We start from the raw sequence: 22564 nt of genomic DNA on the forward strand, positions 1-22564 counted from the left end.
GAGGAGCCGGAGCGACATCAGGAATCTACTTGTCGCTAGTGTGCCAGCGAAGTTAACGCCAGTAACATTAGTGCACTCAGATAGTCGATCCTGAATCACGCTCCTTCGTCGCTGTTCAGGATGACAAGAGTTGATTATTTACTTTGCATCTCTTTCCACCACGCTTCATCGGCCATGATTTGGCCTTCATCATCGAGTTGTGGGTAATCAAGCCCTTTACGTTTTGCAACTTTCGCCAATACCGGATGGCCACGCTCAAATAGAATGCGGTTGATGGTCTCTTTTGGCAGTGTGCTTTCTTCTTTATCGTACATGCCTGCTGCTTGGCGTTGACGCTGCGCTTCATACAGAATCACAGCGCTGGCGACGGAGACATTCAAAGACTGCACCATACCGATCATTGGAATAATGATGTCTTGATCAGCCAGTTTTTTCGCTTGTTCTGATGCCCCTATTTTTTCGCTGCCCAATATGATTGCGGTTGGCTTGGTGTAGTCGATGTCACGAAAATCAACCGCTGTGTCTGACAGGTTGGTGACCAACACTTGCATGCCTTGCGCTTTGAGCTCGGTGATGGCCGTTTCAATCGAGCGATGCGTCTCGACCTCTACCCAGTTACGCGCACCTGCGGAAGTGTGGGTGAGTGTGCGCATTTTATCAGGCCAGATAGCATGAACTTTGTGTAATCCAGTTGCGTCGGCAGTGCGGATCACGGCAGAGACGTTATTGGGCTTGTGTACTTCTTCAAGGCAAAGAGTCAGATCGGTCTGGCGTGCGGTAAGGACTTGATGGATGCGGTTGTAACGTTCTAGATTCATAGTCAATTTGGGATATAAAAAATCGCCACCCAGTTTGAGTGGGTGGCGATAAAGGTTAGTTCTTTCTGCGTCTGACGCGTGTCGCCTGTGGCATCGCTTTGATTTTTCGCATGATACTAGCAAGATGAACACGGTCTTTGGTGGTGAGCAGTACCGTAACGGTATACAAACGTCCGTCGCGTTCCTCCGTCGAGAGACCATGGATGTTCGAGCCTGTTTTCGAAATCACATTGGTTAACTCAGCAAGGGCACCTTGGTGATTGAGCATGTCGACTTTCAGTTCAGCAATGAACTCTTTGTCGTAATCCTCAGACCAAGCGACGGCCATGTACTTGTCTGGCTCTCTTTGGTAACCACGTACGTTTGGACACGTTTCTCGGTGAACCACTAAGCCACGACCCGGTGATACGTGCGCAATGATATGGTCATCCGGGATCGGGTGACAGCAGTTAGCGAAGGTCAGTAATATGCCTTCAGCCCCACGAATTGGCAGCTTTTTCTTCGAGTCGGTTGGAATGGAGCTTGTCGTGGTGAGCTCTTCCGTATCACCCAACAAACGACGAGCGATGACGATACTCATTAATTCGCCCAAACCAATCGCGGCTAACAGATCATCGACGCTTTCTAGGCGTAGATCCGCTAAAACTTCCTGGATATTTTCAGGGTAGATAGAATCAATCGAGTGTCGACCTAGTGCATGGTTTAGCAGACGACGCCCAAGCGTAATCGACTCTTCACGACGCATGGTCTTCAATACTTGACGGATCTTGGTGCGGGCACGCGATGTCACCACGTAGTTTAGCCATGCGGCATTTGGGCGAGCCCCCGGCGCGCTGATGATTTCCACCGTTTGACCGTTTTTCAGCGCCTTACTCAGTGGGTAAGGATTACGGTCTACACGAGCACCAACGCATGAGTTGCCCACGTCAGTATGCACCGCGTAAGCGAAGTCAACGGCTGTTGCGCCTAATGGTAATTCGACAATGCGGCCTTTTGGCGTGAAGACGTAAATCTCATCAGGAAACAGATCGGATTTTACGTTTTCGATGAATTCGAACGAGTTACCTGCACTTTGTTGTAGCTCAAGTAAGCTTTGCATCCAACGCTGTGCTTTCACTTGTGCTGTAGTGCCAGACTTTTCGCCTTTGTCTTTGTAAGACCAGTGAGCCGCGACCCCTTTATCCGCCATTTGATCCATATCTTCGGTACGGATTTGGACCTCAACCGGCACGCCGTGAGGACCAACCATTGAAGTGTGCAGCGATTGGTAGCCGTTCGCTTTTGGTACCGCGATGTAATCTTTCATGCGGCTCGGGCGTGGCTTATACAAGCTATGCACTTGGCCTAACACGCGATAGCAGGTATCCGGCGTATCAACAACCACTCGGAAGGCGTAGATATCCATGATGGTGTGAAAGCGCTGTTCTTTGGTCTTCATCTTGTTGTAGATGGAGAACAGGTTCTTTTCACGGCCCAACACGCGAGCATTTAAACCCACATCTTGCAGTCGACCTTCAATCTCGCTGTGGATACGTTGGATCATCTCTTTACGATTACCACGTGCCGCTCGTACCACTTCTTTTAGAACACGGTAGCGGTTCGGGTAAAGCGCTTCAAAACCAAGCTCTTCGAGTTCTGTTTTGATATTGTGAATACCAAGACGGTGAGCCAGTGGCGAGTAGATCTCGAGGGTTTCACGAGCAATGCGACGCTTTTTATCTGGGCGAAGTGCGCCTAGCGTGCGCATGTTGTGCGTACGGTCAGCCAGTTTGATCAAAATAACGCGGATGTCTTGCACCATCGCCAGAACCATCTTACGGAAGTTCTCAGCTTGCGCCTCTTTTCTATCGCGGAATTTGAGTTTGTCCAGTTTAGAGACACCATCAACCAATTCTGCGACGGTCGTGCCGAACTTCTCTTCGAGATCTTCTTTGGTTACGTCACAGTCTTCGATGACGTCATGCAGTAAAGCAGCTTGGAGGGTTTCGATATCAAGACGCATCTCAGCTAAGATACGAGCAACAGCGACGGGGTGGATGATATATGGTTCCCCGCTTGAACGGGTTTGCCCTTCATGGGCATCTCTCGCTACCACATAAGATTGACGCAGAGCCTCAATTTGAGGCTCTGTTAGGTATTCTTGGGCAACGTCTTTGAGGCTATCAAATAGATACAAATTATAGGCCCGGGAGGTTGTTGAATTCTAAAGCCAGAATTAACGGTTGTGAGCGATGCTGCTTACTGCCGCTAGCTCTGCCGCTTCTTGTTCTTGTTGTTCTTGACGTTCGCGAGCGTCTAGAACTTCTTTAGTAATTAAACCTTCTTCGATTTCGCGTAGAGCGATAACCGTTGGCTTATCGTTCTCTTCTGGCACTAGTGCATCTTTACCGCCAGTTTGCATTTGACGAGCGCGGCGAGCCGCAATCAGTACTAGGTCGAAACGGTTGCCAACTTTTTCAACAGCGTCTTGAACAGTTACGCGTGCCATGAGGACTCCAAATAGTTAACTAAATTTTGAATGACGAGAAAGTATACAGTCTCAGCGTAATATTTACTAGCGATAAGACGTGCAACAACAATGACTTTCTATATAAGCAATATAAGCTTCCTTACCGTAATAAAGAAGCGAAAATTTGTATTTTAGTGCAGAATTACTCTGCTAGAAGCGCATCAAGCATACCTTTATATTTAGCAGCTTGTTTTTCTTGCTTCAATCTTTCCGCACGTAGGATGGCTTTAAAGTCCATCAATGCCGTATCGAAATCGTCGTTTACGATCACGTAATCGTACTCGTTGTAGTGCGAGATTTCTGACTTGGCTTCTGCCATGCGTTTTGCGATCACTTCTTCGCTGTCTTGACCACGAGTGTTTAGACGGCGCTCTAGCTCACCATTTGATGGTGGCAGGATAAAGATGCTTCTCGCTTCTGGCATTTGCTCGCGGATTTGACGCGCGCCTTGCCAGTCGATGTCTAGGAAAACGTCGATGCCTTTGTTTAGCGTTTCTTCAATCCATACGCGTGATGTGCCGTAGTAGTTACCAAACACTTCTGCGTACTCTAAGAAGTCGCCTTGTGCAATCAGAGCTTCAAACTCTTCTTTTGCTACGAAGTGGTAGTGAATACCGTTCTCTTCGCCTGGGCGCATGCCACGAGTGGTGTGAGACACAGACACTTTCATTGCGTACGTTGGGTTACGTTCCAACATTGCTGAGATCAAGCTAGATTTACCTGCGCCGCTAGGTGCAGATACGATATAGAGAGTACCTTTGCCCATTGTACTGTTCCACTTTTGGTTGGATTGAGTGAATGCCGAAGGATAGACTCGACAGTTTATAACGATAGCACTGGCATTTAAGAGTCAGCCACCAAATGGATTTGAGGTTGGTGATAATCTCGCCAGAAAAATGGAGGCGAAGAGTATCACGATCTCCTATTTGTTGCCAGCCGATCTTTTGGAACTTTGATTTGCTGTCGTGATTGAATATAGAAACGAAAAAAGGGGAAGCTTTCACTTCCCCAGGCGTGCGACTGACTCACACTTAATTTTCGGTGCAATCGGATAAATTCGCTTGCGACTTACATTTATATCTACGTCAAATTAGCCTTGCGACTCGAGGAAGTTAATCCAAGGGTTCGCTGCTGCTTTCATGTCCGGAGATTGAGCGGCACTTTTCATCGCTTTGAGTGCGTTGCCCGGTTGGTTCAATTCAAAGTAAGCCATACCACGAATGTAATTCAGCTCACCCTTCTGCTCACGATTGGCGTCGGGGGCGATATTCTTGGCAAACTTTGTGGCCGCCACATACTGCTTATCCAAGACCATTAAGCGGGCAATTTTGATCTGAGTCTTTGCCTTTGGCGCAAGTCGGTAGGCTTGCTGGTAGACCTCAATCGAGAACCCAAGCTCTTGAGCTTGTTGCCAAAACTCACCTAACTTCTCTAAGTTGTCGACGTTACCATCAACATGGCCTTGTTCTATCGCCTCTTTCAACGTCTTGGCCGCACGGTAGGGTACACCTTGGTAAGCTTGAAAGTTGACTAAGCGTAAGTACTCTTTCTCTTTATCAAATAGGCCCATTTTATGTGCCATTTCTAACGTAGAAAGTGCGTTTCGCTCCTGATTAAGTTCCATGTAGATACCAGATAACTGCGTCCAGTAACGTTTGTTTTTTGGATACTTAGTGGTCAGAATTTTCAGCACACCAGCAACACTCTTAAACTGCTTGAGTTCGTAGTGGGCTGACATCAGCAATTGGTACCAAGATTCACTAGGGTTTTTACTCAATGCGATCGCCTTCTTGGTTGGCGGAATCGCGTTTTTGTAGTCATCTAGTTGAATATAGGCGCTGGCTAACGTGATGTAAGCGTGTGCTTGTGGCTTTTCTTCGGTTGTTTCCGCAATTTTGAACCACTCGTTCATCGTCTTGATGGATTTTTTGAACTGCCCTTCAGCCAAATACAGTTGAGCAAGGCTGTAACGGACTTGCTGTGCAATAGGTGTAGGGAGTGCATTTAATTCCAATGACTTAGCAAAGTAACTAGCCGCTTTGGGGTAGTTGTCTTGCAGAGAAAACAGAAAGCCTTTTTGTTGCAGTAAGACCGCTCTGTCATAAGGTTTTTTGCTTGAACTTTCTAGTGCGGAATCTAGTTTTGCAATTGCTTCAGAGTACTGCTCTGTTGCTATGAGTTCTTGTACCTTATTTACGGTTTTGAACGTTCTGTTTGACAGCTCTGGATTACTGGCAAAAACAGGCGCGCAATACGCGCCTGAAATAAACACCAGAGAAGCCAACAATTTTGTGTATGCTTTCATATTGCGACTCCTTAGTTGGTAGAGAACTCGATCTCTTGAGAAAGGCGAGAGGCAACCGGCTTACCATCCACCATTTTCGGTTTAAAGGTCCATTTAGACACGGTTTTTCTCGCCGCTTTACCTAACCCTAACTTACGTGGTGTTTCTTTCAGTACTTTGACGTCCTGAACACTGCCACGCTCGTTAACGGTAAATTCGATCAGTACAATACCTTTTTCAATTCCTGCTCTAGCTGCTTTACGCGGCATTTGCGGTTGGAATGTCGCAAGAGGAACTGGGCCTCCGCTGCCTGCCATTTGAGCACCGCCACCTTGGGTGTAGTGACCGAGTACTGAGCCACCGGTTACATTGACCGGCAAGTCCAGCTTTGGCATATCCATTGGAATTTGATCCATCACCGGCTTAACAGTCGACGTAACCTTCATCTCTGGAGGTGGCGGCGGTCGCTTAGGCGGTGGTGGTTTCGGGAGTTCGCGTTTCTTCTCCTGTATTTTTTCGTCCGGTTTAATGCGAATAAATTCCACCATACGAAGGTCTTCATTCGACACTAGCTCGTGGCGCTCTTTGTTTACTAGCTTGTCCATCCCCCAGAACAATCCGAGGGAGACAATGAGCGCCAGTGCAATTGAGGCCAGATACCGCATAAGCTTAATCCTTATTGGTTGCGGCAATGGAGATGCTTTCTACACCTGCCATCTTAATCTGGTCCATTACCTTCACGACTACGCCAGCATTAGCTTCTGTATCCGCTTGGATAACAACCGCACCATCTGGGCTTTCAGCACGTAGACGTTCGATGTTGGCACGTACAGCATCAACTTCGATACGGCGCTTATCAACCCAAACATCTCCGGCTGCGCCGATGGCAACCATGATGTTACCTTTCTTAACGGTTTGCGCGGAGCTTGCCGTAGGACGATTTACTTCTAGACCTGCTTCTTTAACAAACGATGTTGTTACGATAAAGAAGATCAACATGATGAATACGATGTCTAGCATCGGTGTCATATCGATAGCGGCTTCTTCGCTACTATCACTGCTATAGCGTCTCTTCATGACCTATACCTCTAATTCCGTTTACTCAGGCAATGTGCTTTAGCTTGTCTTCAAGCTTCTGCGTGGTGACTCTGGCTAAATGATCAAGACGAGTACTAAAGAAAAGTCCTGATAGAGAAGCCACCATTCCCGCTAATGTTGGGATTGTTGCCTTTGAGATCCCCGAGGCCATTGCTCGAGGGCTTCCTGTACCTGTAACCGCTAAGATATCGAATACTTGAATCATACCGACAACAGTGCCGAGTAGACCAAGTAGGGGACAAAGTGCAATCAGTACCTTAACGATTGGCAGCCCTTTCTTATTCTCAATATCCTGACGAGAAACGATTTCTTGTCGGATCATCTTAGCGTTCCAGCTTTTATGTTCTGAGCGCTCTTCCCAAAAGCTAACGGCTTTTTTCATTGCTTTTGGAGCGACGGCAGCGAAGTAAAACCAACGTTCTAGCAATACTGCCCACAACATGAAGCTGAGGATAAAGATGACGACAAGTACGTCGCCACCCATTCCCAAGAAGCGCCTAATTGATTCAAGTTCTCCAACTAACCACCACATAATGCCTCCTTAGCTTTCGGCTTTATGCAGTTTTTCCTGATAGCGAGCGATGAAGCCTGCACTCTGTTCTTCAAGAGTTTGAACCAAACGACGACCTTTACTGTGTACGATGGTGTACAGGAACAGTAGAGGAATTGCGACAACCAGACCAAGCATCGTAGTAACAAGTGCTTCAGAGATACCGCCAGCCATTAGCTTCGGATCACCTGTACCAAATAGGGTGATGGCTTGGAACGTACCGATCATACCCATCACCGTACCCAGTAGACCTAGAAGTGGTGCTACAGAAGCGAACAGTTTGATTGAGCTGATAAAGCGTTCAATGCTCGGTGCATTACGTAGGATGATTTCGTCCAGTTTCGCTTCAAGATCTTCAAGGTTGTCACCTTTGTGCTCTTGGTAAGCTTGGATAACTTCACCTAGAGGGTTGCCAGGAATAACGGTGTCTGATTTCGCTTGCTTACGCATCTTGCCACCAATAACCAATAGGCGTAGGTAACAAGCAAGTGCAATCAATGCACCAACAGCACCCATAGCGAGGATTACGTAACCAACGATACCACCTTGGTCAATACGTTCCTGAACGGTAGGGCTTTGGACTAGTAGAGACAGAATCACACCACGAGATGGGTCGATAAACAGTGGTTCGTAAGTGCCGTCTGCCGCTTCAAAACCGCCAACATGACGAGTGATGTTTTTGCGAGGCTGACGCGATAGTTCTTCGAACTTACCTGTTTGAGGGACGTAAGTAACGTACTTGCCATCTGCGATTGCGTTGAACTCACCCACTAGAGTGACGTCACGTACTGCTTCTTTACCTTCACCGTATACAACGGTTGCTGGTGTGGTTGTTGTGTCACCTGAAGCCACGACTTGTTGTAGGATTGTGTGCCAAAACGCTTCAAGCTCTTGCGTTGATGGGAGTTCTTTACTTTCGGCAAGTTTCGCTAGCAGTTCATTACGCTCTGGGAATTGAACTGCGTTTTGAGAGGCAGCAAACAGACCTTTAAATTCACCCGCGTACTGACGAACGACACCAAACATCTCGCCTAGCGTACCAGAACGAACGCGTAGTGTTTCGGTTAGCTCAGTCAACTGCTTGTCGTTTTCATCAAACGTGGTTTTTAGTTGATCACCTAGCGCTTGCTGCGATGCTAACTCTTGACGAGCTTGCTGCAGTAACGCAGCTTGCTGATCGCGGTCACGCTTGAACGCCGCTTCACGTTCTTTGTTCTCTTTTGATTCAACAATACTCTCTGACTTGACGTTTTTCAGTAGCTCAGAAAGGTTTTGTGGTGCTTCAGCTTGTGCACCTGAAATCATGAATAAGCTCGCTAGTAGGCCAGCGGCTAGAGTTTTGAATCCTTTCATTTCTTATTCCTCCCCAGCAAATACAGGCAGTTTGATCAAGGCTGGTGGCGCTTGCTTCTTAGCGATGCGAAGGCCTTGCTGTACAGCGATACGGTAGTTTTCAGGTAGTGATTCCCATTGGCGGGTCTGTTGATTCCACATGCCTGTTTCACCGCCGTCCGGAGATTGGAATAGAAGCGCAGTACGACCGATACGTAGGAAGTCGTAAGTTACAGTCTCGCCGTTGCGTTCTAGGCTGGCTTTGTAAGATTCAATTGAGCGAGAGAAGCCTTCTTCGATTTGATACGCTTCCATCACCTTACGGAATTTTTCTGAAGTGGTAACGTCTGCGCGATCCATTAGGTCACGTAGTTCAGTTACACGTTTATTACGCTCTTCTTTTTGGAAAGGTAGATCAAGTGTCACGAATTCATCGAGAGCATCGATCATCTTAAGAGTCAGCGGTACAACTTCGGTTGCAGTCTGATCAATTTGAGCGATTTGGTTATTTAATGAGTCCAGCTCTCCCTGCTGTGATTGAACCATGCGGTTAATCTGCTCATTGTAGACTTTCATGCTGTCGATTTGACGCAGAAGACCTTTGTACTCGGCCAGCATGCTTTCAGCACTTTCAGCATAGTTGTCGATTTTTTGCTGTGAAGCCTGAGAAGACTTCGTGGTTTTTGCTTGGTTAGCGACGACCGTACCAGAGTCGGCAGCAAACGCTGCGCCACTTACTGATAAAATCGCGGCAGTAACTGCACTTACGCCAAATTCCTTTAACGTCATAGTAGCATCCTTGTCAGTGTATTAAGTCAGTCGAATAGGGCGCAGGAAAAGCTCCTGCGCCAAAGGTTTTATTAGAATGAATGTGAAGCTTCTAAATAGAAGTAGCGACCAAATGGGCTAGATAGCGATTGGTTGTACCAAGGCCATGTAGCTTCACTTGTGAACGGAGGCGCTTCATCGAATACGTTCTTAACACCAAAGTTTACGGTTGTACCTTGTTGGAAGTCGTAACCTGTGCGTAGATCTACTGTGGTGTAAGCATCAACCGTTTTCACTGAATCCGGGTCTTTGTAACCACAGCTATCAGCGCTGCGTCCTGTGCCGTTATCTTTGTATTCACCGATGTAATTGACACGGGTAAATGCATTGAAATTATTAAGGTTCCATGCTACACCTGCACTGCCTTTCCATTTTGGCTCGCCATATGTGCCAGCTTCTTCACACATGATGCCTGTAACGCCTTTGCTGCGTTCAAATGAAATCAAGTGCGCCGCACTGACATCGGTTTTAAACTCACCAAAATCAGTGTCTAGTAGGTATCGAATAGAGATATCTAAGCCTTGACCTTGTTCTTTTGCTACGTTTTGGAGAATGTCTGTTACTTGGTCAATTTTTCCTGAAACAGGATCTCGAGAGATTAAGTCGCCGTATTCACTTTCATTATTGATGATTTCTTGAATACCGATGCTAGTGATTTTGTCATCGACCTTAATGTTCCAGTAATCCGTTGTAACTGAGAGGTCTTCAATGATTTCCCAGGCAAAACCAAGGTTTATCGCCACTGATTTTTCTGGGTCAAGATCCGGGTTACCACCAGAAACTGAATCGATCTCGTACTTCTTACATAGTTGCTCTTTATCTGCTTCTGAAGCCTCATCGCAGCGTTTAGTGTCGACTGCTTGAAGCACCCCTTCAGATTGAGAAAGGTACAAATTTTTCATATCCGGAGCTTTAAAACCCGTACCAACAGAGCCACGAAGAAGTAGCGTATCTAGAGGTCGGTAACCAGCAGAAAGCTTACCTGTTACCGCAGTACCAAAGTCATTGTAGTAATCATAACGAGCAGCAGCACCTAACTCTACTTCATCAGTCGGGATGTAAACGGTCTCGAAATAAGCAGCAGCATTGAAGCGAGTACCCTCACTTGAGCTTGCTGCACCACCAATGATGTCTGTGTAGTTCTCACTCACTTTGTCGTAATACTCAGTGAAGCGAGACTCTACGCCCGATGCCCAGCTGATCTCATCGGTAAACTCGCCAGTGCCTCGAAAGCTACTGAAAGTGATTTTTTCTTCACCTTTTCGAACAGGAGCCTGTTGATATTTGGCTACCGTTGCGGCTGAGTTCTGAGATGGGTCAAATGGGTTGATATCACCGCTTGCCACGCCTTCAGTCATTTGACTTTCAAATAATTGCCCGTTGATGCCGACCTGTTTAGCGCGAGCAATAGCATGGCCAAATTCTGCTTGCCATTCCACTTCAATGCTTTCTGCATAGCCATCCAGTGATGCGATCACCTCGATCGTTTCATTGGTATTTTCTTTTTCACGTTTACCAAATTCCACCCAACGTCTAGCGACAAAGACTGTATCTCCGACCTCTGGTTTCGTTGAAAATCCGTCTAAATAACCCGCATCTAAAAATTCCTGAGTGACCCCTACAGTTAAGAAACCTGGCGCTGGCGCATTTGAAGTGATGGTTTTTGCGTGGTTATAGCGAGCTTGTACGGATGCGGTTAGGTTATCCGACAAAGGCTTGGTGTAGACAGAAAACACCCCCCAACGCTCTGTTTCTGGAACCAGTTGGTAGTCAGATGCAAAGTCATAGACACACTCTGTACCACCAGCAGCATATAAACTTGGGACGGTATTCTCTGGTGCACAATCGGATGGAGCCATTGCTTCGCTCCAATCAGATTTAAAAACCGATGCTGGGTATCCATATGGGCTTCGTCCATCATTTTCACCATAGACAGCTGAAGATGAATATGAACGATCGCTCGCATTGATTACGCCTTGTTTGAAGTAGTCGACGGCAACCATTAGGTTTGACTCATTTTCAAATGTTTTACCGCCAACAATGCTAAATGAGGTTTTTTCACCATCACTTTCTGAGGTAATACCTTGGTTTGCTGTTACGGTTAAGCCGTCATAGCTTGTTTTTGTGATGATATTGATAACGCCAGAGATGGCATCAGAACCATAAATAGCCGATGCGCCATCGTTAAGAATTTCTACACGCTCAACCGCGGCCGTTGGTAGCTGGTTAAGGTCAACGAATGTAGCTGCTACAGGGTTGTTTGGTAGTCGGCGGCCGTTTAGTAGAACCAAAACAGCATCTTGACCGAAGCCACGGTAGTCAGCACTTGCTGAACCTGCAACCTGTGTTAATGTTTCGTTTTGAGTTGTCGCACCAGGACCTAGCAGTGTCGGTGATTCCTGTAGGAATTCAGCAATGCTGGTGGCACCCGAATTTTCAATATCTGATTTATCAAATACAACTACAGGTTGCGGTGCTTCTGCATCCACGCGTGAAATACGCGAACCTGTCACTTTCATTTTTTGCAGCTTTTCGACTTGCTGCTCTTCTGCCTGTGCCGCGATTGGGGCCACTGCTGCTGTTCCCAATGCAATACTAATCGCAACAGACAAAGCGGTTGTGTTTTTAGACATCCTTGTTGCTCCGTTTCTTATAATTCCTTGTGTCGGTTGCCTACCGACTTTTTTATGACGTTAATATTTCGTTAACGCTTACGTCATATATACCTGAGATGGAAAAAGGAAGTCAAACCAGTGGTAAAAAGAGATGATGAAATGTAAAAATGATGTAAAAAACCAAAGTGAACTAAATGTGTAGAGTTATCATCTATTTGTGGGTTAAGTGTCGATGTATTATGTTGGCAAAATGCCGTATTTTGTGTTTCTTGCCGGCAGTAATGACTTATCTCGCTTATGGATTTTCATTGGGTTTATCGCTCTTTGAATTCCCGTTGAAATAGTGGATTATCCTGCGGGGTGAGTTTCGTAGAATAGTGGAATTGTTAATGTATTTGAGTCGATGAGTATCAGAATATGATACCCATTGTAACAAAAGGGCTCACTCGTATTATGGCGTCAAATGTTACTTTAGGGTGGTGTTTTTTTATGCGATATAATTGGGTTTTTATGCGCTCTGTGGGCTCTTGATTGACCAGGTTGATATTCTGTATGAATTGATTTTGTGGTTTTTTATAATTTTTTACAAAAATATTTCGGTTTTTCGACACTGGTGGGGATTTGTCATGTTTTAGCTTCAATTACTTGAAGCTGCACAAGAATCAAGATAAATATGAGCCTGGAATTATTGCAGTAGTGTAAAAAACTGGTTATTGAAACGCAGGGAGTGTGTTTCAACAGCTTTAGTTACTACGGGATAGAGAAGCACCATTTGGGTTCGGAAATCTCCAGATTGAAGCCGACTCATAATGCACAGTAGACAAGGAGCAAGTTGTATATGCTGTCGTACTTTTTACGCCGATTGGCGTTGGTCATTCCAACGTTTCTCGGGATAACCATTCTTATCTTTGCTATCACACGTTTTGTACCCGGTGGCCCCGTAGAGCGCATGCTTTCTCAGATGCAGGCTCAAGGGGATGGTGCTGCGGCCATGACCTCTGCGGGTGGTAATACCGCGCTTTCTGATGATCAAATTGCCGAGCTGAATGCGTTTTATGGCTTGGATAAGCCTGTCGTTGAAGCTTATGTTGAGTGGTTGAGCCGTTTAGTTCAGCTCGATCTCGGTGAGTCGACGCGTTACTACGAACCCGTATCCGATATGATTGCAGAGCGTCTGCCCGTGTCACTTTTTTATGGTGGGATGACCTTCTTTATTAGTTATTTTATTTCCATCCCACTGGGCTACTACAAAGCACTTAAGCACGGGTCGGTGTTTGATTCAGCTTCTTCCATCCTTATCTTTGTTGGTTATGCTTTACCGGGCTATGTTGTTGGTGTCTTACTGATTACCTTATTTAGCTATCACTTAGAGTGGTTCCCTATGGGCGGCTTTGTTGGTGATGATTTTGACGACTATGAAACCTTCTTTGAACGTGCAAAAGACGTGATGTGGCATGCGGTACTGCCTCTGATCTGTTACTTGATTGGTGACTTCGCAACACTAACCATGACGATGAAAAACAACCTGATGGAAAACTTGTCGTCAGATTACATTCGTACTGCAATTGCTAAAGGCTTACCGTTTAAGAAAGCGGTACGTAAACACGCGCTGCGCAATAGCTTGATTCCTATCGCTTCTCACTTTGGTAATTCGCTTCTGTTCTTTATGACGGGGGCATTCCTTATCGAAGTGATTTTCAATATCGATGGTATTGGTTTGTTGGGCTATGAGTCCATCATGGAACGTGACTACCCTGTAGTAATGGGTATCGTGGCAATCAACGCGGTATTGCTGCTTATCGGTAATATCGTTTCTGATATCTGTGTTGCTTTAGTCGACCCACGTGTGAAGTTTGGAGCGTAATATGATTAAAGTTAGCCCATTAACTGAAAAGAAATTTCGTAACTTTAAAGAGATTAAGCGTGGTTACTGGTCGTTTCTGATCTTATCCACCATGTTGATCCTTTCTCTGTTTGCAGAACTGTTGATCAACAGTAAAGCGCTGGTTGTTAAGTACGAGGGGAGCTTTTACTTTCCGGTCGTTAGTGATGTCCGTCTAGGCTCTGAATTTGGTCAGGCTGCTTCTAGTGAAGCTGACTACCGAGAGCTGCAAAAAGTATTTGAAGCGGAAGGCGGCGACAACTTCGTTATTCTACCTATTGTGCCTTGGAACCCGTACGAGCAAGATTTTAGTGGTGATTTTCCACCAACAGCGCCAAGTGCAGAGAACAAGCACTACTTAGGCACTGATGTGATCGGTCGCGATATCTTAGCTCGCCTAGTTTATGGTTTTCGTACAGCAATGGGATTTGCTTTGCTTACTATGGCGATCTCTTACGCAATTGGTACGGCGGTAGGCTGTGCGATGGGCTTTTGGGGCGGCAAATTTGACCTGTTCGTCCAGCGCCTGATCGAAGTGTGGTCGATGGTGCCATTCTTGTATGTCATCATGATCTTGGTTTCTATCGTTCAACCTACCTTCACCTTATTCGTTGCTATCAACGTACTGTTTGGTTGGATGGGGATGACTTGGTACATGCGAACCATGACCTACAAAGAATCCGCGCGTGAATATGTTATGGCCGCGCGTGCACTAGGTGCATCAACGGGTCGTATTCTGTTTAACCATATTCTGCCAAACACCATGGTGATGATCGTGACGCTCGCCCCGTTTACCATTGCAGCAAACATTACTGCTCTGACAGCACTGGATTACCTAGGCTTAGGTTTGATGCCACCCACACCAAGTTGGGGTGAACTGCTGCAACAAGGTAAGTCGAACCTAGACTCGCCATGGATCGTTGCTTCTGTTGTGACTTCCATTGTTCTCGTTTTAGTGATGGTAACCTTCATCGGTGAAGCAATCCGTGCCGCATTCGACCCGAAAAAATTCACACGCTATGTTTAAGCGAACAGCGTGAACAGAACATAAAAAGGGAAGTTTTATGAAAAGAATACTATTAGCGTCCACGCTGAGCGCCCTGAGTTTTGGTGCGATGTCGGCAACGCCTCCGGCGGAGTTAGACTGGCAAACCAACTGGAATGAGCCGCAATATGGCTCGCCTGAAGCGAAGCGTGGAGGGACTTACCGTACCTACATGTCGAGCTTTCCGCAGACTCTACGTAGCGTTGGTCCAGATGCGAACTCTGGGTTGCGTTCCTTTATCTTGGATGAGACGCCAGGATTGGTGGTTCGTCACCCTGACACTTTAGAGTTCATCCCTGAACTTGCCAATGAGTGGGCACTAGCAGGTGATAACAAAACGGTTTATTTCAAACTGAACCCAGAAGCGAAATGGTCTGATGGCAAGCCCGTCACGGCAGACGATTTTGTTTTTATGCTGAAGTTCTACCGTTCGAAAGACATTCTTGAGCCTTGGTATAACGACTATTACAACAAAACTGTCGCCGATGTCATTAAGTTTGATGATCACACGTTTGCTGTGAAGGCCGCGAAAGAACTTAATCCTGAAGAGCTGTTGTTAAGAATGGGCGCACTGCGTCCTCGCCCTGCTCATTTCTATGCGAATCCGAAGAAAGACGCTAACGGCGACGGCATTCATGATGATTTCGTTCGGTATTACAACTTCAAGAGTGAGCCAACAACAAGCGCTTACTACCTAGCGGATATCAAAAAAGGCAAAAGCGTCACCTTTAAGCACGTAGGTGATGATTGGTGGGGTTACACCAACAAGTACTACCAAAACCGTTATAACGTCGACAAAATCCGTATCACAGTCATCCGTGATAACGATATTGCCAAAAAGCACTTTGAGAAAGGCAGCTTAGACGCGTTTGGTTTGGTGCTACCAAGTTTATGGCATGACAAATCGGATACGGAACCTTACCAAAAAGGCTATATTCAGAAGTTTTGGGGCTACAACCAATACCCTGTAGGTGCAGGCGGTGTTTGGATGAATACCGCAATGCCATTATTGGATGACTTAAACATTCGTAAAGGCATCACTTACGCGATTGATTTTGATGGCATGATCGAAAATATCATGCGTGGTGATTACAGCCGTAAGCCAAACCCGACAGGCTATGGTCACGGTAAATACACACTACCAGACCCCAAAGCGCCCAAGTTTGACCCAGAAAAAGCAGCACAAGCATTTGTAGCCGCAGGCTTTGATAAGATTGGCTCCGATGGCATCCGTGTCAATGACAAAGGCCAGCGTTTGAGCTTCGAGCTTACCTACGCGACACCTGTGCATACGCCACGTATTGCCTTTGTGCGTGAGCAAGCGAAGTTGGCGGGCTTGGATATTGAACTTAAGTTGATCGATGGTTCATCGATGTTCAAATACGTTCGCGAGAAAAAGCACGATTTAGCGTTCCTAGATATGGGTACGTCTGAGATCCCAACCTATTGGGAGTACTTCCACTCAGTGAACGCCAATAAGCCACAAACTAACTCGTTCACAAACTACAGCACGCCAGATCTTGATGAGAAGATCATTGAGTACCGTTTCAACATGGACATGGATAAGAAGATTCAGCTAGGCCATGAAATCCAACGCGACATCATTGACGCGCACGTGATTGTCCCGGGTTACATGGTGCCATACGTTCGTTACGGCCACTGGCGTTGGTTGAAGCTACCTGAGAAGCCAATGAATCGAATGACAGAAGCGTTGTTCAGTGGTGGCATTATTGGCGATGGTACTTACTGGATCGATAAAGACGTGAAGAACGATACCCAGAAAGCGATGAAGTCTGGTAAAACCTTTGAACCGGTTGTTGTCGTTGATGACACTTATAAGCTGTAAGGATGTGTTATGGAAAACGAAGTAATCCTAAGAGTGAAAGACCTAGAGGTTGAATTCACAACCGATGATGGCCCAGTAAAAGTACTGCATGGTGTGAACTTTGATGTTCGCGCTGGGCGTACTCTTGGCTTAGTCGGTGAGTCGGGCAGTGGTAAAAGTGTCACCTCGATGTCCATCATGGGCTTGTTGCCAAAGCCGTACGGCAAGATCATTAATGGTGAAGTGAATTACCGCGGTACTGATCTTGCAAAGCTGCCAGCAGAAGAAATGTATGCCATGCGTGGTGACCGTATTTCTATCATCTTCCAAGATCCGATGACGGCACTGAACCCGGTTCATACTATCGGTCGTCAACTTTGTGAAGTGTTAGAACTGCACCGCCCTGAACTGGATAAGAAGGCGCGTGAAACGTATGCAGTTGAAATGCTTGCGAAAGTAAAAATCCCACTTCCAGAGAAGCGTTTGAATGAGTATCCGCATAACTTGTCTGGCGGCATGCGTCAGCGTGTGATGATTGCGATGGCACTGGCTTGTAAACCAGACATTTTGATCTGTGACGAGCCAACCACGGCACTGGATGTTACCGTGCAGGCGTCTATCCTTGAACTCATGAACGAACTGCAAGAAGAGACGGGTATGGCGATGATTTTTATCACCCATGACCTTGGCGTGGTTGCTGAAGTGTGTGATGACGTGGCGGTGATGTATGGAGGTCGTATTGTGGAAAAAGCCGAGATTTTCGAGTTGTTTGATAATCCTCAGCACCCATACACCAAACGTTTGATGGGTTTGATGCCAAGTTTGGATAACGAACCTAAGCAGATGATCGACATTAAGCCGATTGACGCCAGTATGTTTGCGAGCTAACTGGTGCAAAGTGAACAAGTCATAAAAGAGGATGTTATGGCAAAAGAAGTATTAAGAATTGAAAATCTTAAGCAGCACTTTGTATCTGGTAAAGGACTGTTTAAGAAAGGCTACACCATTAAAGCGGTAGATGGTGTGTCACTGTCAGTAGGTGAGGGGGAGACTCTTGGCTTAGTGGGCGAATCGGGCTGTGGCAAAAGTACCTTAGGTCGTACCATTCTAAAACTGTACGAGCCAACCGCAGGTAAGATTTTCTTTGAAGGTAAAGACATCACTAAGCTGTCTGTCAAAGAAATGCGTTCATTGCGTAAAGACATGCAGATTGTTTTTCAGGATCCGATGGAATCCCTCAACCAACGTCACACCATTGGTATGATTTTGGAAGAGCCGTACATTATTCATAAGATTGGCACCCCTGCAGAACGGAAGCAATGGGTGAAAGAGGTACTGGTGAAGGTCGGTTTACCAGAAACCGCAGTCAACCGTTATCCACATGAATTCTCAGGTGGCCAGCGTCAGCGTATTGGTATCGCTCGTGCGATTGCACTTAAGCCTAAATTACTGATTTGTGATGAGTCGGTATCGGCATTGGATGTATCGGTTCAGGCTCAGATCCTGAACTTGTTGCTGCAACTGCAGCAAGAGATGAACCTAGCGATCATCTTTATTTCACATGATTTATCGGTGGTGAAACACGTCTCTGATAAAGTCGCAGTGATGTACTTTGGTAAAGTGGTGGAAGCGGGCAGTGCGAAAGAAATTTACGCTAATCCGCAAAATGATTATACCAAGACGCTACTTTCGGCGATTCCGATTACGCATCCCAAGTACCGCAAGAAAAAGCGCTTGGCAGAAAAAAAGCAGCAAGTGGCGTAATGCCACGACTCAAGTAGAACGGAAAGCCAGATAAAAAGGAAGCGCTCCACAGGATGGGGCGTTTTTTATTTTCACTTTTTTCTAGATATTGGATATTGAAATTAGCGTGCTACACTCCAATTTATTCCTTTGATTTGTTTGGATAGTTCGCAATGCCGTCCCATTTACCTCAATCATTCAGTCGCCCCTTTCTGAAAATCTTTCATGTGCTTGAAGCCGTGCTTTTGGTTGCCATCACGATGGCGACGGTGTGGGCGATGGCCGAAGAGTTTGTCCACATATATGTGCAAAAGCGAGTGTTACTTGAGGATATCTTATTAATGTTCATCTATCTCGAAGTGCTCGCCATGGTCGGACAGTTTGTGATGAATGGTAAGATCCCAGTTCGTTACCCTATGTATATTGCCATTATGGCGATTGCTCGCTACATCACCCTTGGTATGAAAGAACTCGACTCAGTGATGATTGTCTGGCTGTCTTTAGCGGCATTTATTCTGGCTGCTGCAACCTTGGTTATTCGAGTTGGTCATCATTATTGGCCGTATATCGATCATCAAACCGCCGAAAAAGACGAATAATTTTATTGAAAAAACCAGTCATGATGTAACTGGTTTTTTTATTGAAGCGCTAGGTGTGATTATCGGCTACTTGGAGAGGATTTTAAGTGAGTCAGCAATCACCGCACTGCTGCTGTCATTCTTGGCAATTTTACCTACGATTTGAACCTTGTCTTTTGGCGTTACTTTTTGTTCGTCCCAAACATAAGGGCCGATTTTTATGGTCATGCTCCCTGTATCATCGGCAAAGGTATATTGTTCATTGCCTAAAGACACGGTGATATGTCCAATAATGGTCACCGTCATCCCATCGGTGAGCCATTCTGCATTCATCACATCTTCAACGGTATTTAATGTGTCATTTTCTTTGGGGCCATCAAATCCCCCTTGGTCTGTCGTGAGGACGCTTTCTTTGGCGATAGTGTCGTCAGAAGCGAACGTTGGACTCGATAGAAGGACCATACCGATAGCGGTCATGAGTATTTTTTTCATGCTGTCTCCCGTCAAAGTGTGTCATTTTTGTGCAAAGGCAATAAATAGCATTCTAATTACAAAAGGCTATAGTTGTTAATGTAGCGCAATACAACAAAAAAGCTACGAACGTGACGGTAAGATCCGCCCTACTTTTGTTGGTTTTAGAAGTGTGCTGACTCTGCGGTCGCTCTCTTTTTATCTAACCAGTTTAAGATGGGGATTTATGTTGGGTCTACAAGTTCGAGTCCAAGACTCATTGATTGCGGGAATCATAAATGCTCTGATCAATGGGTACATCGCGTACGTGCACTTTGAACCGATGGATGCCGTGCCTGTCTCGATCAATCTGATTCGCCATGAGCAGATAACGGTATGGGGAGAAGCGATCACCTTGACTTTTGGCTTAGGCATCATTCTCTCTCTCATCACATCGAAATTATTTCTCCGACATATAGGCAAAGCTTACCCAGATGCATTGCCCCAAATTGCATCATCGCTTTGGGCGGACTTGGTGCCCATTGCATTGAAGCATGCTGCGGTTTTGTTTGGCTGGCTGACGGTACTGGCCTTGTTGTGGACAAAGTACATTGGCGAAGTCATGGTTTCGGCCTATATCGCAGCGGTGATGGTGGGGATGTTTGCTTTCTTCATCACACTGATTATCGAAGTCAGAACAAAAAATAGTTTGTTGTATAAAAAGGTCAGCGTCATTGAACTCATTGAACTCATTGAAGAGCATAAGGATCCCAATTAATGACAGATGAACATTCGACGGAATTGAAGAAAGAAGAGGCAAGTACCACACAAAAAGCCCGTTCGGTCACCTATATTATTTTTTTGGGCGTCTTATTACTTTGGCTTTACACCCTTTGGGCCGACAGAGTTACACCGATGACGGAACATGCGCGAGTGAATACTAATGTGATACGCATTGCTCCAGAAGTGTCAGGACCGATTGCTGCGGTTAACATCCGTAATAACGCCAGTGTGACCTTTGGGCAGCCACTGCTGACCATTGACAAGCAACCCTTTGAGTTAGCCGTCAAAGCAACCAAATTGGCATTGCTACAGGCCGGGCAATCGTATCAAGCTGATTCCGCTGCGATTAATGTCGCTAAAGCGAATGAAGTCGCGGCGCGCGTTAAGTTGAACAATGTTAAGCGTCACGTGGCGCGCAATCGTGTGTTAGTGGAAAAAGGCACGATCAGCCAAGCCGCTATGGATGACAGCTTAGCGGACCTCCAGTCGGCTCAAGCCAACTTGGATCAGGCGGTTTCCGCATTGGACAAAGCCAAGCAAGAGTTTGGGCCTCGTGACATCAAGAACCCAGAAATACAGGCGGCACTCAATAAGCAAGAGCAAGCGTTGCTAGACCTGAGTCATACCGAGTTAAAAGCCCCTGGCGAAGGGGTGATCACAAATATGGATGTGAGTGTTGGTGATTACGCCGCAGCAGGGCAACCGTTGCTGACGTTTGTGAGTAGTAATGGTTTTTGGCTGACGGCCATGGTCAGAGAAAACTCCCTCATGCACCTCAAAGCAGAAGATCCGGTGAAAATTGTTTTTGATTCGTACCCAGGTGAAGTCTTTAAGGGAAAAGTGACGTCGATTGGCTGGGGGAGCAGTGGTAATGGCAGCCTAACGGTGAATAACGCGAGCGGTATGTTTGACTCTCCGACCGGTAGTGTTAAAGCGCAACGCTTTCCGGTTAATATTGAATTTGTTGATCTACCTAGCGAGCTTACCCTTCGCTACAGTGGGCGTGCGGTTGTGGCGTTTTACCCCGATGAAAGTTACCTAGGTGAGCGCCTGCTTGATGTTTGGATTTGGGCTTGGAGTTATCTAAGTTATGTATCGTAGTAGTGCGAATCCATTATTAAGAGTGGCCATATTCCCCATACTGCTGTTGTTTTGGCAGTACGTATTTGGCACCGATTTGCCTTTGCTTGCTCCTGCTATGTGCGCTGTGTTTTTAACGACGACGCATGAACCGCCGCCGTTAGTGATGGTCATCATCATGGGCGTTGTGCTGTTTGTCACCGCTTGGAGCCAGGCACTGCTCAGTCAGCTGCTTTCGGATTACCCTCAAGTCTATTACCTTGCCTTGTTTGGCGTGTTTTATTGGTGCATGGCGCGCGCGAAAAAAAATCCACAGGATGTGTTGGCGATTTTGCTGGTTGTATCTACGGCCATGATTGCGGTGTTCACCCAACAAAAGGGCGTAGATGTCAGTGAAATCCCTCTTGCCTTGTTGAGTAACATTGGTATTGCTGGCTTCGTTGCGTATTTGGCTTATTTTGTCTTCCCTCATGGGGAGCCATTAGCGCCGTCACTCAGCCCCTCTCAAACTCAGCCGATGCATAATGATGAATGGCAGGTGTTTGTTAAAGCGTTGATGGTTTTGATTACCCTGTACGTGACAATGACGTTGGATCTCGAGCAGAGCACGATCATCACCATTGTTGTTGCATTAGTGATCAAAGATCCTGACCCTGTCATTGGTCACGACTATGGTTTAAGGCGCTTACTGGTGACTTATGCCAGTGTGTTGTATGCGATCCCACCATTAATCATGAGCGTGCTGCAGACCAATTTGTTGGGGATATTGGGGGCGGCGATTGTGAGTGCACTGTTTATGGGGATTCATGCCATGGAAAAGAGGGCGAGCTACAATTCGATTCAGCTGTTGTATTCGAGTTATGTGGTTCTGGTGTTTTATGGTTTGACGTCGACGAGCATCAGCGCGATATCGGATGATTTAGTTCGCTTTGGTTCGATTTTACTTGCTGTCGTTCTTGGCATCATGGTGCTGATCATATTGCAGCCACGCCCCAAATTGCACTAGACAGATATTGCCACCACTGGTGTTATTATTTGGCAGAAGATTAGCAAATAGTAGATAACAAGAATAGATTACTAGAAAAGGCAAAAAGCCCCTTTAATTAGGGGCTTAGTGTGCATTTGTGAACGAGAGAAAACTCAC

General features: G+C 46.2%; 21 protein-coding genes. 9 read left to right on the top strand and 12 right to left on the bottom strand.

Annotated elements, in window-relative coordinates; all coding sequences use genetic code 11:
• Nucleotides 1-134: 134 nt before the first annotated feature.
• The 11 genes from trmH to AK965_RS08445 all read right to left on the bottom strand — a co-directional run bounded on the left by trmH (nt 135) and on the right by AK965_RS08445 (nt 12052).
• Nucleotides 135-818 carry a tRNA (guanosine(18)-2'-O)-methyltransferase TrmH gene (trmH, locus tag AK965_RS08395; RefSeq protein WP_099079183.1) on the bottom strand — a complete coding sequence of 228 codons (684 nt, stop codon included), beginning with the start codon at nt 816-818 and terminating at the stop codon, nt 135-137.
• Nucleotides 819-873: 55 nt separating this feature from the next.
• The gene (spoT, locus tag AK965_RS08400; RefSeq protein WP_099079184.1) at nt 874-2994 is read right to left on the bottom strand and encodes a bifunctional GTP diphosphokinase/guanosine-3',5'-bis pyrophosphate 3'-pyrophosphohydrolase; all 2121 of its coding nucleotides are present in this window, start codon (nt 2992-2994) and stop codon (nt 874-876) included.
• Nucleotides 2995-3033: 39 nt separating this feature from the next.
• Nucleotides 3034-3306 (bottom strand): DNA-directed RNA polymerase subunit omega, encoded by a 273-nt coding sequence (gene rpoZ, locus AK965_RS08405; protein WP_005379346.1) that lies wholly within the window; start codon nt 3304-3306, stop codon nt 3034-3036.
• 163 nt (nt 3307-3469) lie between these two features.
• Nucleotides 3470-4093 carry a guanylate kinase gene (gene gmk / locus AK965_RS08410; RefSeq protein WP_099079185.1) on the bottom strand — a complete coding sequence of 208 codons (624 nt, stop codon included), beginning with the start codon at nt 4091-4093 and terminating at the stop codon, nt 3470-3472.
• A gap of 324 nt (nt 4094-4417) precedes the next feature.
• Nucleotides 4418-5632 carry a lipopolysaccharide assembly protein LapB gene (locus AK965_RS08415; RefSeq protein WP_099079186.1) on the bottom strand — a complete coding sequence of 405 codons (1215 nt, stop codon included), beginning with the start codon at nt 5630-5632 and terminating at the stop codon, nt 4418-4420.
• An 11-nt stretch (nt 5633-5643) separates the two neighbouring features.
• A complete protein-coding gene (locus AK965_RS08420) occupies nt 5644-6276 on the bottom strand; it encodes an energy transducer TonB (RefSeq protein ID WP_099079187.1) in 633 nt (210 codons plus the stop codon).
• A gap of 4 nt (nt 6277-6280) precedes the next feature.
• Nucleotides 6281-6688, bottom strand: coding sequence for a biopolymer transporter ExbD (locus AK965_RS08425; RefSeq protein WP_010445055.1), 408 nt, complete (start codon nt 6686-6688; stop codon nt 6281-6283).
• A 25-nt stretch (nt 6689-6713) separates the two neighbouring features.
• A complete protein-coding gene (locus tag AK965_RS08430) occupies nt 6714-7241 on the bottom strand; it encodes a MotA/TolQ/ExbB proton channel family protein (protein ID WP_010445056.1) in 528 nt (175 codons plus the stop codon).
• 9 nt (nt 7242-7250) lie between these two features.
• Complete coding sequence (locus AK965_RS08435; RefSeq protein ID WP_099079188.1) at nt 7251-8612, bottom strand: MotA/TolQ/ExbB proton channel family protein; 1362 nt, start codon at nt 8610-8612, stop codon at nt 7251-7253.
• A gap of 3 nt (nt 8613-8615) precedes the next feature.
• Nucleotides 8616-9380, bottom strand: a complete 765-nt coding sequence (locus AK965_RS08440) for a DUF3450 domain-containing protein (RefSeq protein ID WP_099079189.1) — start codon at nt 9378-9380, stop codon at nt 8616-8618.
• 71 nt (nt 9381-9451) lie between these two features.
• A complete protein-coding gene (locus tag AK965_RS08445) occupies nt 9452-12052 on the bottom strand; it encodes a TonB-dependent siderophore receptor (protein WP_099079190.1) in 2601 nt (866 codons plus the stop codon).
• A gap of 820 nt (nt 12053-12872) precedes the next feature.
• Between AK965_RS08445 and AK965_RS08450 the strand changes: the two genes are divergently transcribed.
• From AK965_RS08450 to AK965_RS08475, 6 genes are all read left to right on the top strand, one after another.
• Nucleotides 12873-13898, top strand: a complete 1026-nt coding sequence (locus tag AK965_RS08450) for an ABC transporter permease subunit (RefSeq protein ID WP_099079191.1) — start codon at nt 12873-12875, stop codon at nt 13896-13898.
• A gap of 1 nt (nt 13899) precedes the next feature.
• On the top strand, nt 13900-14943 hold the full coding sequence (locus AK965_RS08455; RefSeq protein ID WP_099079192.1) for an ABC transporter permease: 1044 nt from the start codon (nt 13900-13902) through the stop codon (nt 14941-14943).
• A 37-nt stretch (nt 14944-14980) separates the two neighbouring features.
• Nucleotides 14981-16807 (top strand): extracellular solute-binding protein, encoded by a 1827-nt coding sequence (locus AK965_RS08460; protein WP_099079193.1) that lies wholly within the window; start codon nt 14981-14983, stop codon nt 16805-16807.
• Between the two features lie 9 nt (nt 16808-16816).
• The gene (locus AK965_RS08465; protein ID WP_099079194.1) at nt 16817-17674 is read left to right on the top strand and encodes an ABC transporter ATP-binding protein; all 858 of its coding nucleotides are present in this window, start codon (nt 16817-16819) and stop codon (nt 17672-17674) included.
• Nucleotides 17675-17710: 36 nt separating this feature from the next.
• Nucleotides 17711-18550, top strand: coding sequence for an ABC transporter ATP-binding protein (locus AK965_RS08470; protein WP_099079195.1), 840 nt, complete (start codon nt 17711-17713; stop codon nt 18548-18550).
• A gap of 152 nt (nt 18551-18702) precedes the next feature.
• Complete coding sequence (locus AK965_RS08475; RefSeq protein ID WP_099079196.1) at nt 18703-19128, top strand: phosphate-starvation-inducible protein PsiE; 426 nt, start codon at nt 18703-18705, stop codon at nt 19126-19128.
• Nucleotides 19129-19194: 66 nt separating this feature from the next.
• On the opposite strand, the gene AK965_RS08480 is transcribed toward AK965_RS08475, so the two are convergent.
• The gene (locus AK965_RS08480) at nt 19195-19599 is read right to left on the bottom strand and encodes a YgiW/YdeI family stress tolerance OB fold protein (RefSeq protein ID WP_099079197.1); all 405 of its coding nucleotides are present in this window, start codon (nt 19597-19599) and stop codon (nt 19195-19197) included.
• Between the two features lie 205 nt (nt 19600-19804).
• Between AK965_RS08480 and AK965_RS08485 the strand changes: the two genes are divergently transcribed.
• Genes AK965_RS08485 through AK965_RS08495 form a run of 3 tightly spaced genes read left to right on the top strand, consistent with a single transcriptional unit; the run spans nt 19805 to nt 22426 of the window.
• Nucleotides 19805-20335, top strand: coding sequence for a permease (locus AK965_RS08485; RefSeq protein WP_099079198.1), 531 nt, complete (start codon nt 19805-19807; stop codon nt 20333-20335).
• Nucleotides 20335-21441: an HlyD family secretion protein gene (locus AK965_RS08490; RefSeq protein WP_099079199.1), complete on the top strand. Its 1107-nt coding sequence runs from the start codon at nt 20335-20337 to the stop codon at nt 21439-21441. Before AK965_RS08485 ends, AK965_RS08490 begins: the two co-directional genes overlap by 1 nt.
• On the top strand, nt 21431-22426 hold the full coding sequence (locus AK965_RS08495; RefSeq protein ID WP_099079200.1) for a DUF2955 domain-containing protein: 996 nt from the start codon (nt 21431-21433) through the stop codon (nt 22424-22426). The genes AK965_RS08490 and AK965_RS08495 overlap by 11 nt, the downstream gene beginning before the upstream one ends.
• Nucleotides 22427-22564: the final 138 nt, after the last annotated feature.

This window comes from Vibrio sp. PID17_43, from assembly GCF_002608565.1.
In the GTDB taxonomy this organism is placed as follows: domain Bacteria; phylum Pseudomonadota; class Gammaproteobacteria; order Enterobacterales; family Vibrionaceae; genus Vibrio.

Coding starts and splice junctions, on each gene's coding strand:
- AK965_RS08435 (WP_099079188.1), bottom strand. CDS start 8,612: ATGAAAGGATTCAAAACTCTAGCCGCTGGCCTACTAGCGAGCTTATTC.
- AK965_RS08470 (WP_099079195.1), top strand. CDS start 17,711: ATGGCAAAAGAAGTATTAAGAATTGAAAATCTTAAGCAGCACTTTGTA.
- AK965_RS08440 (WP_099079189.1), bottom strand. CDS start 9,380: ATGACGTTAAAGGAATTTGGCGTAAGTGCAGTTACTGCCGCGATTTTA.
- AK965_RS08465 (WP_099079194.1), top strand. CDS start 16,817: ATGGAAAACGAAGTAATCCTAAGAGTGAAAGACCTAGAGGTTGAATTC.
- AK965_RS08445 (WP_099079190.1), bottom strand. CDS start 12,052: ATGTCTAAAAACACAACCGCTTTGTCTGTTGCGATTAGTATTGCATTG.
- AK965_RS08425 (WP_010445055.1), bottom strand. CDS start 6,688: ATGAAGAGACGCTATAGCAGTGATAGTAGCGAAGAAGCCGCTATCGAT.
- AK965_RS08485 (WP_099079198.1), top strand. CDS start 19,805: ATGTTGGGTCTACAAGTTCGAGTCCAAGACTCATTGATTGCGGGAATC.
- gmk (WP_099079185.1), bottom strand. CDS start 4,093: ATGGGCAAAGGTACTCTCTATATCGTATCTGCACCTAGCGGCGCAGGT.
- AK965_RS08450 (WP_099079191.1), top strand. CDS start 12,873: ATGCTGTCGTACTTTTTACGCCGATTGGCGTTGGTCATTCCAACGTTT.
- trmH (WP_099079183.1), bottom strand. CDS start 818: ATGAATCTAGAACGTTACAACCGCATCCATCAAGTCCTTACCGCACGC.
- AK965_RS08480 (WP_099079197.1), bottom strand. CDS start 19,599: ATGAAAAAAATACTCATGACCGCTATCGGTATGGTCCTTCTATCGAGT.
- AK965_RS08490 (WP_099079199.1), top strand. CDS start 20,335: ATGACAGATGAACATTCGACGGAATTGAAGAAAGAAGAGGCAAGTACC.
- AK965_RS08430 (WP_010445056.1), bottom strand. CDS start 7,241: ATGTGGTGGTTAGTTGGAGAACTTGAATCAATTAGGCGCTTCTTGGGA.
- AK965_RS08460 (WP_099079193.1), top strand. CDS start 14,981: ATGAAAAGAATACTATTAGCGTCCACGCTGAGCGCCCTGAGTTTTGGT.
- AK965_RS08475 (WP_099079196.1), top strand. CDS start 18,703: ATGCCGTCCCATTTACCTCAATCATTCAGTCGCCCCTTTCTGAAAATC.
- AK965_RS08415 (WP_099079186.1), bottom strand. CDS start 5,632: ATGAAAGCATACACAAAATTGTTGGCTTCTCTGGTGTTTATTTCAGGC.
- rpoZ (WP_005379346.1), bottom strand. CDS start 3,306: ATGGCACGCGTAACTGTTCAAGACGCTGTTGAAAAAGTTGGCAACCGT.
- AK965_RS08455 (WP_099079192.1), top strand. CDS start 13,900: ATGATTAAAGTTAGCCCATTAACTGAAAAGAAATTTCGTAACTTTAAA.
- AK965_RS08495 (WP_099079200.1), top strand. CDS start 21,431: ATGTATCGTAGTAGTGCGAATCCATTATTAAGAGTGGCCATATTCCCC.
- AK965_RS08420 (WP_099079187.1), bottom strand. CDS start 6,276: ATGCGGTATCTGGCCTCAATTGCACTGGCGCTCATTGTCTCCCTCGGA.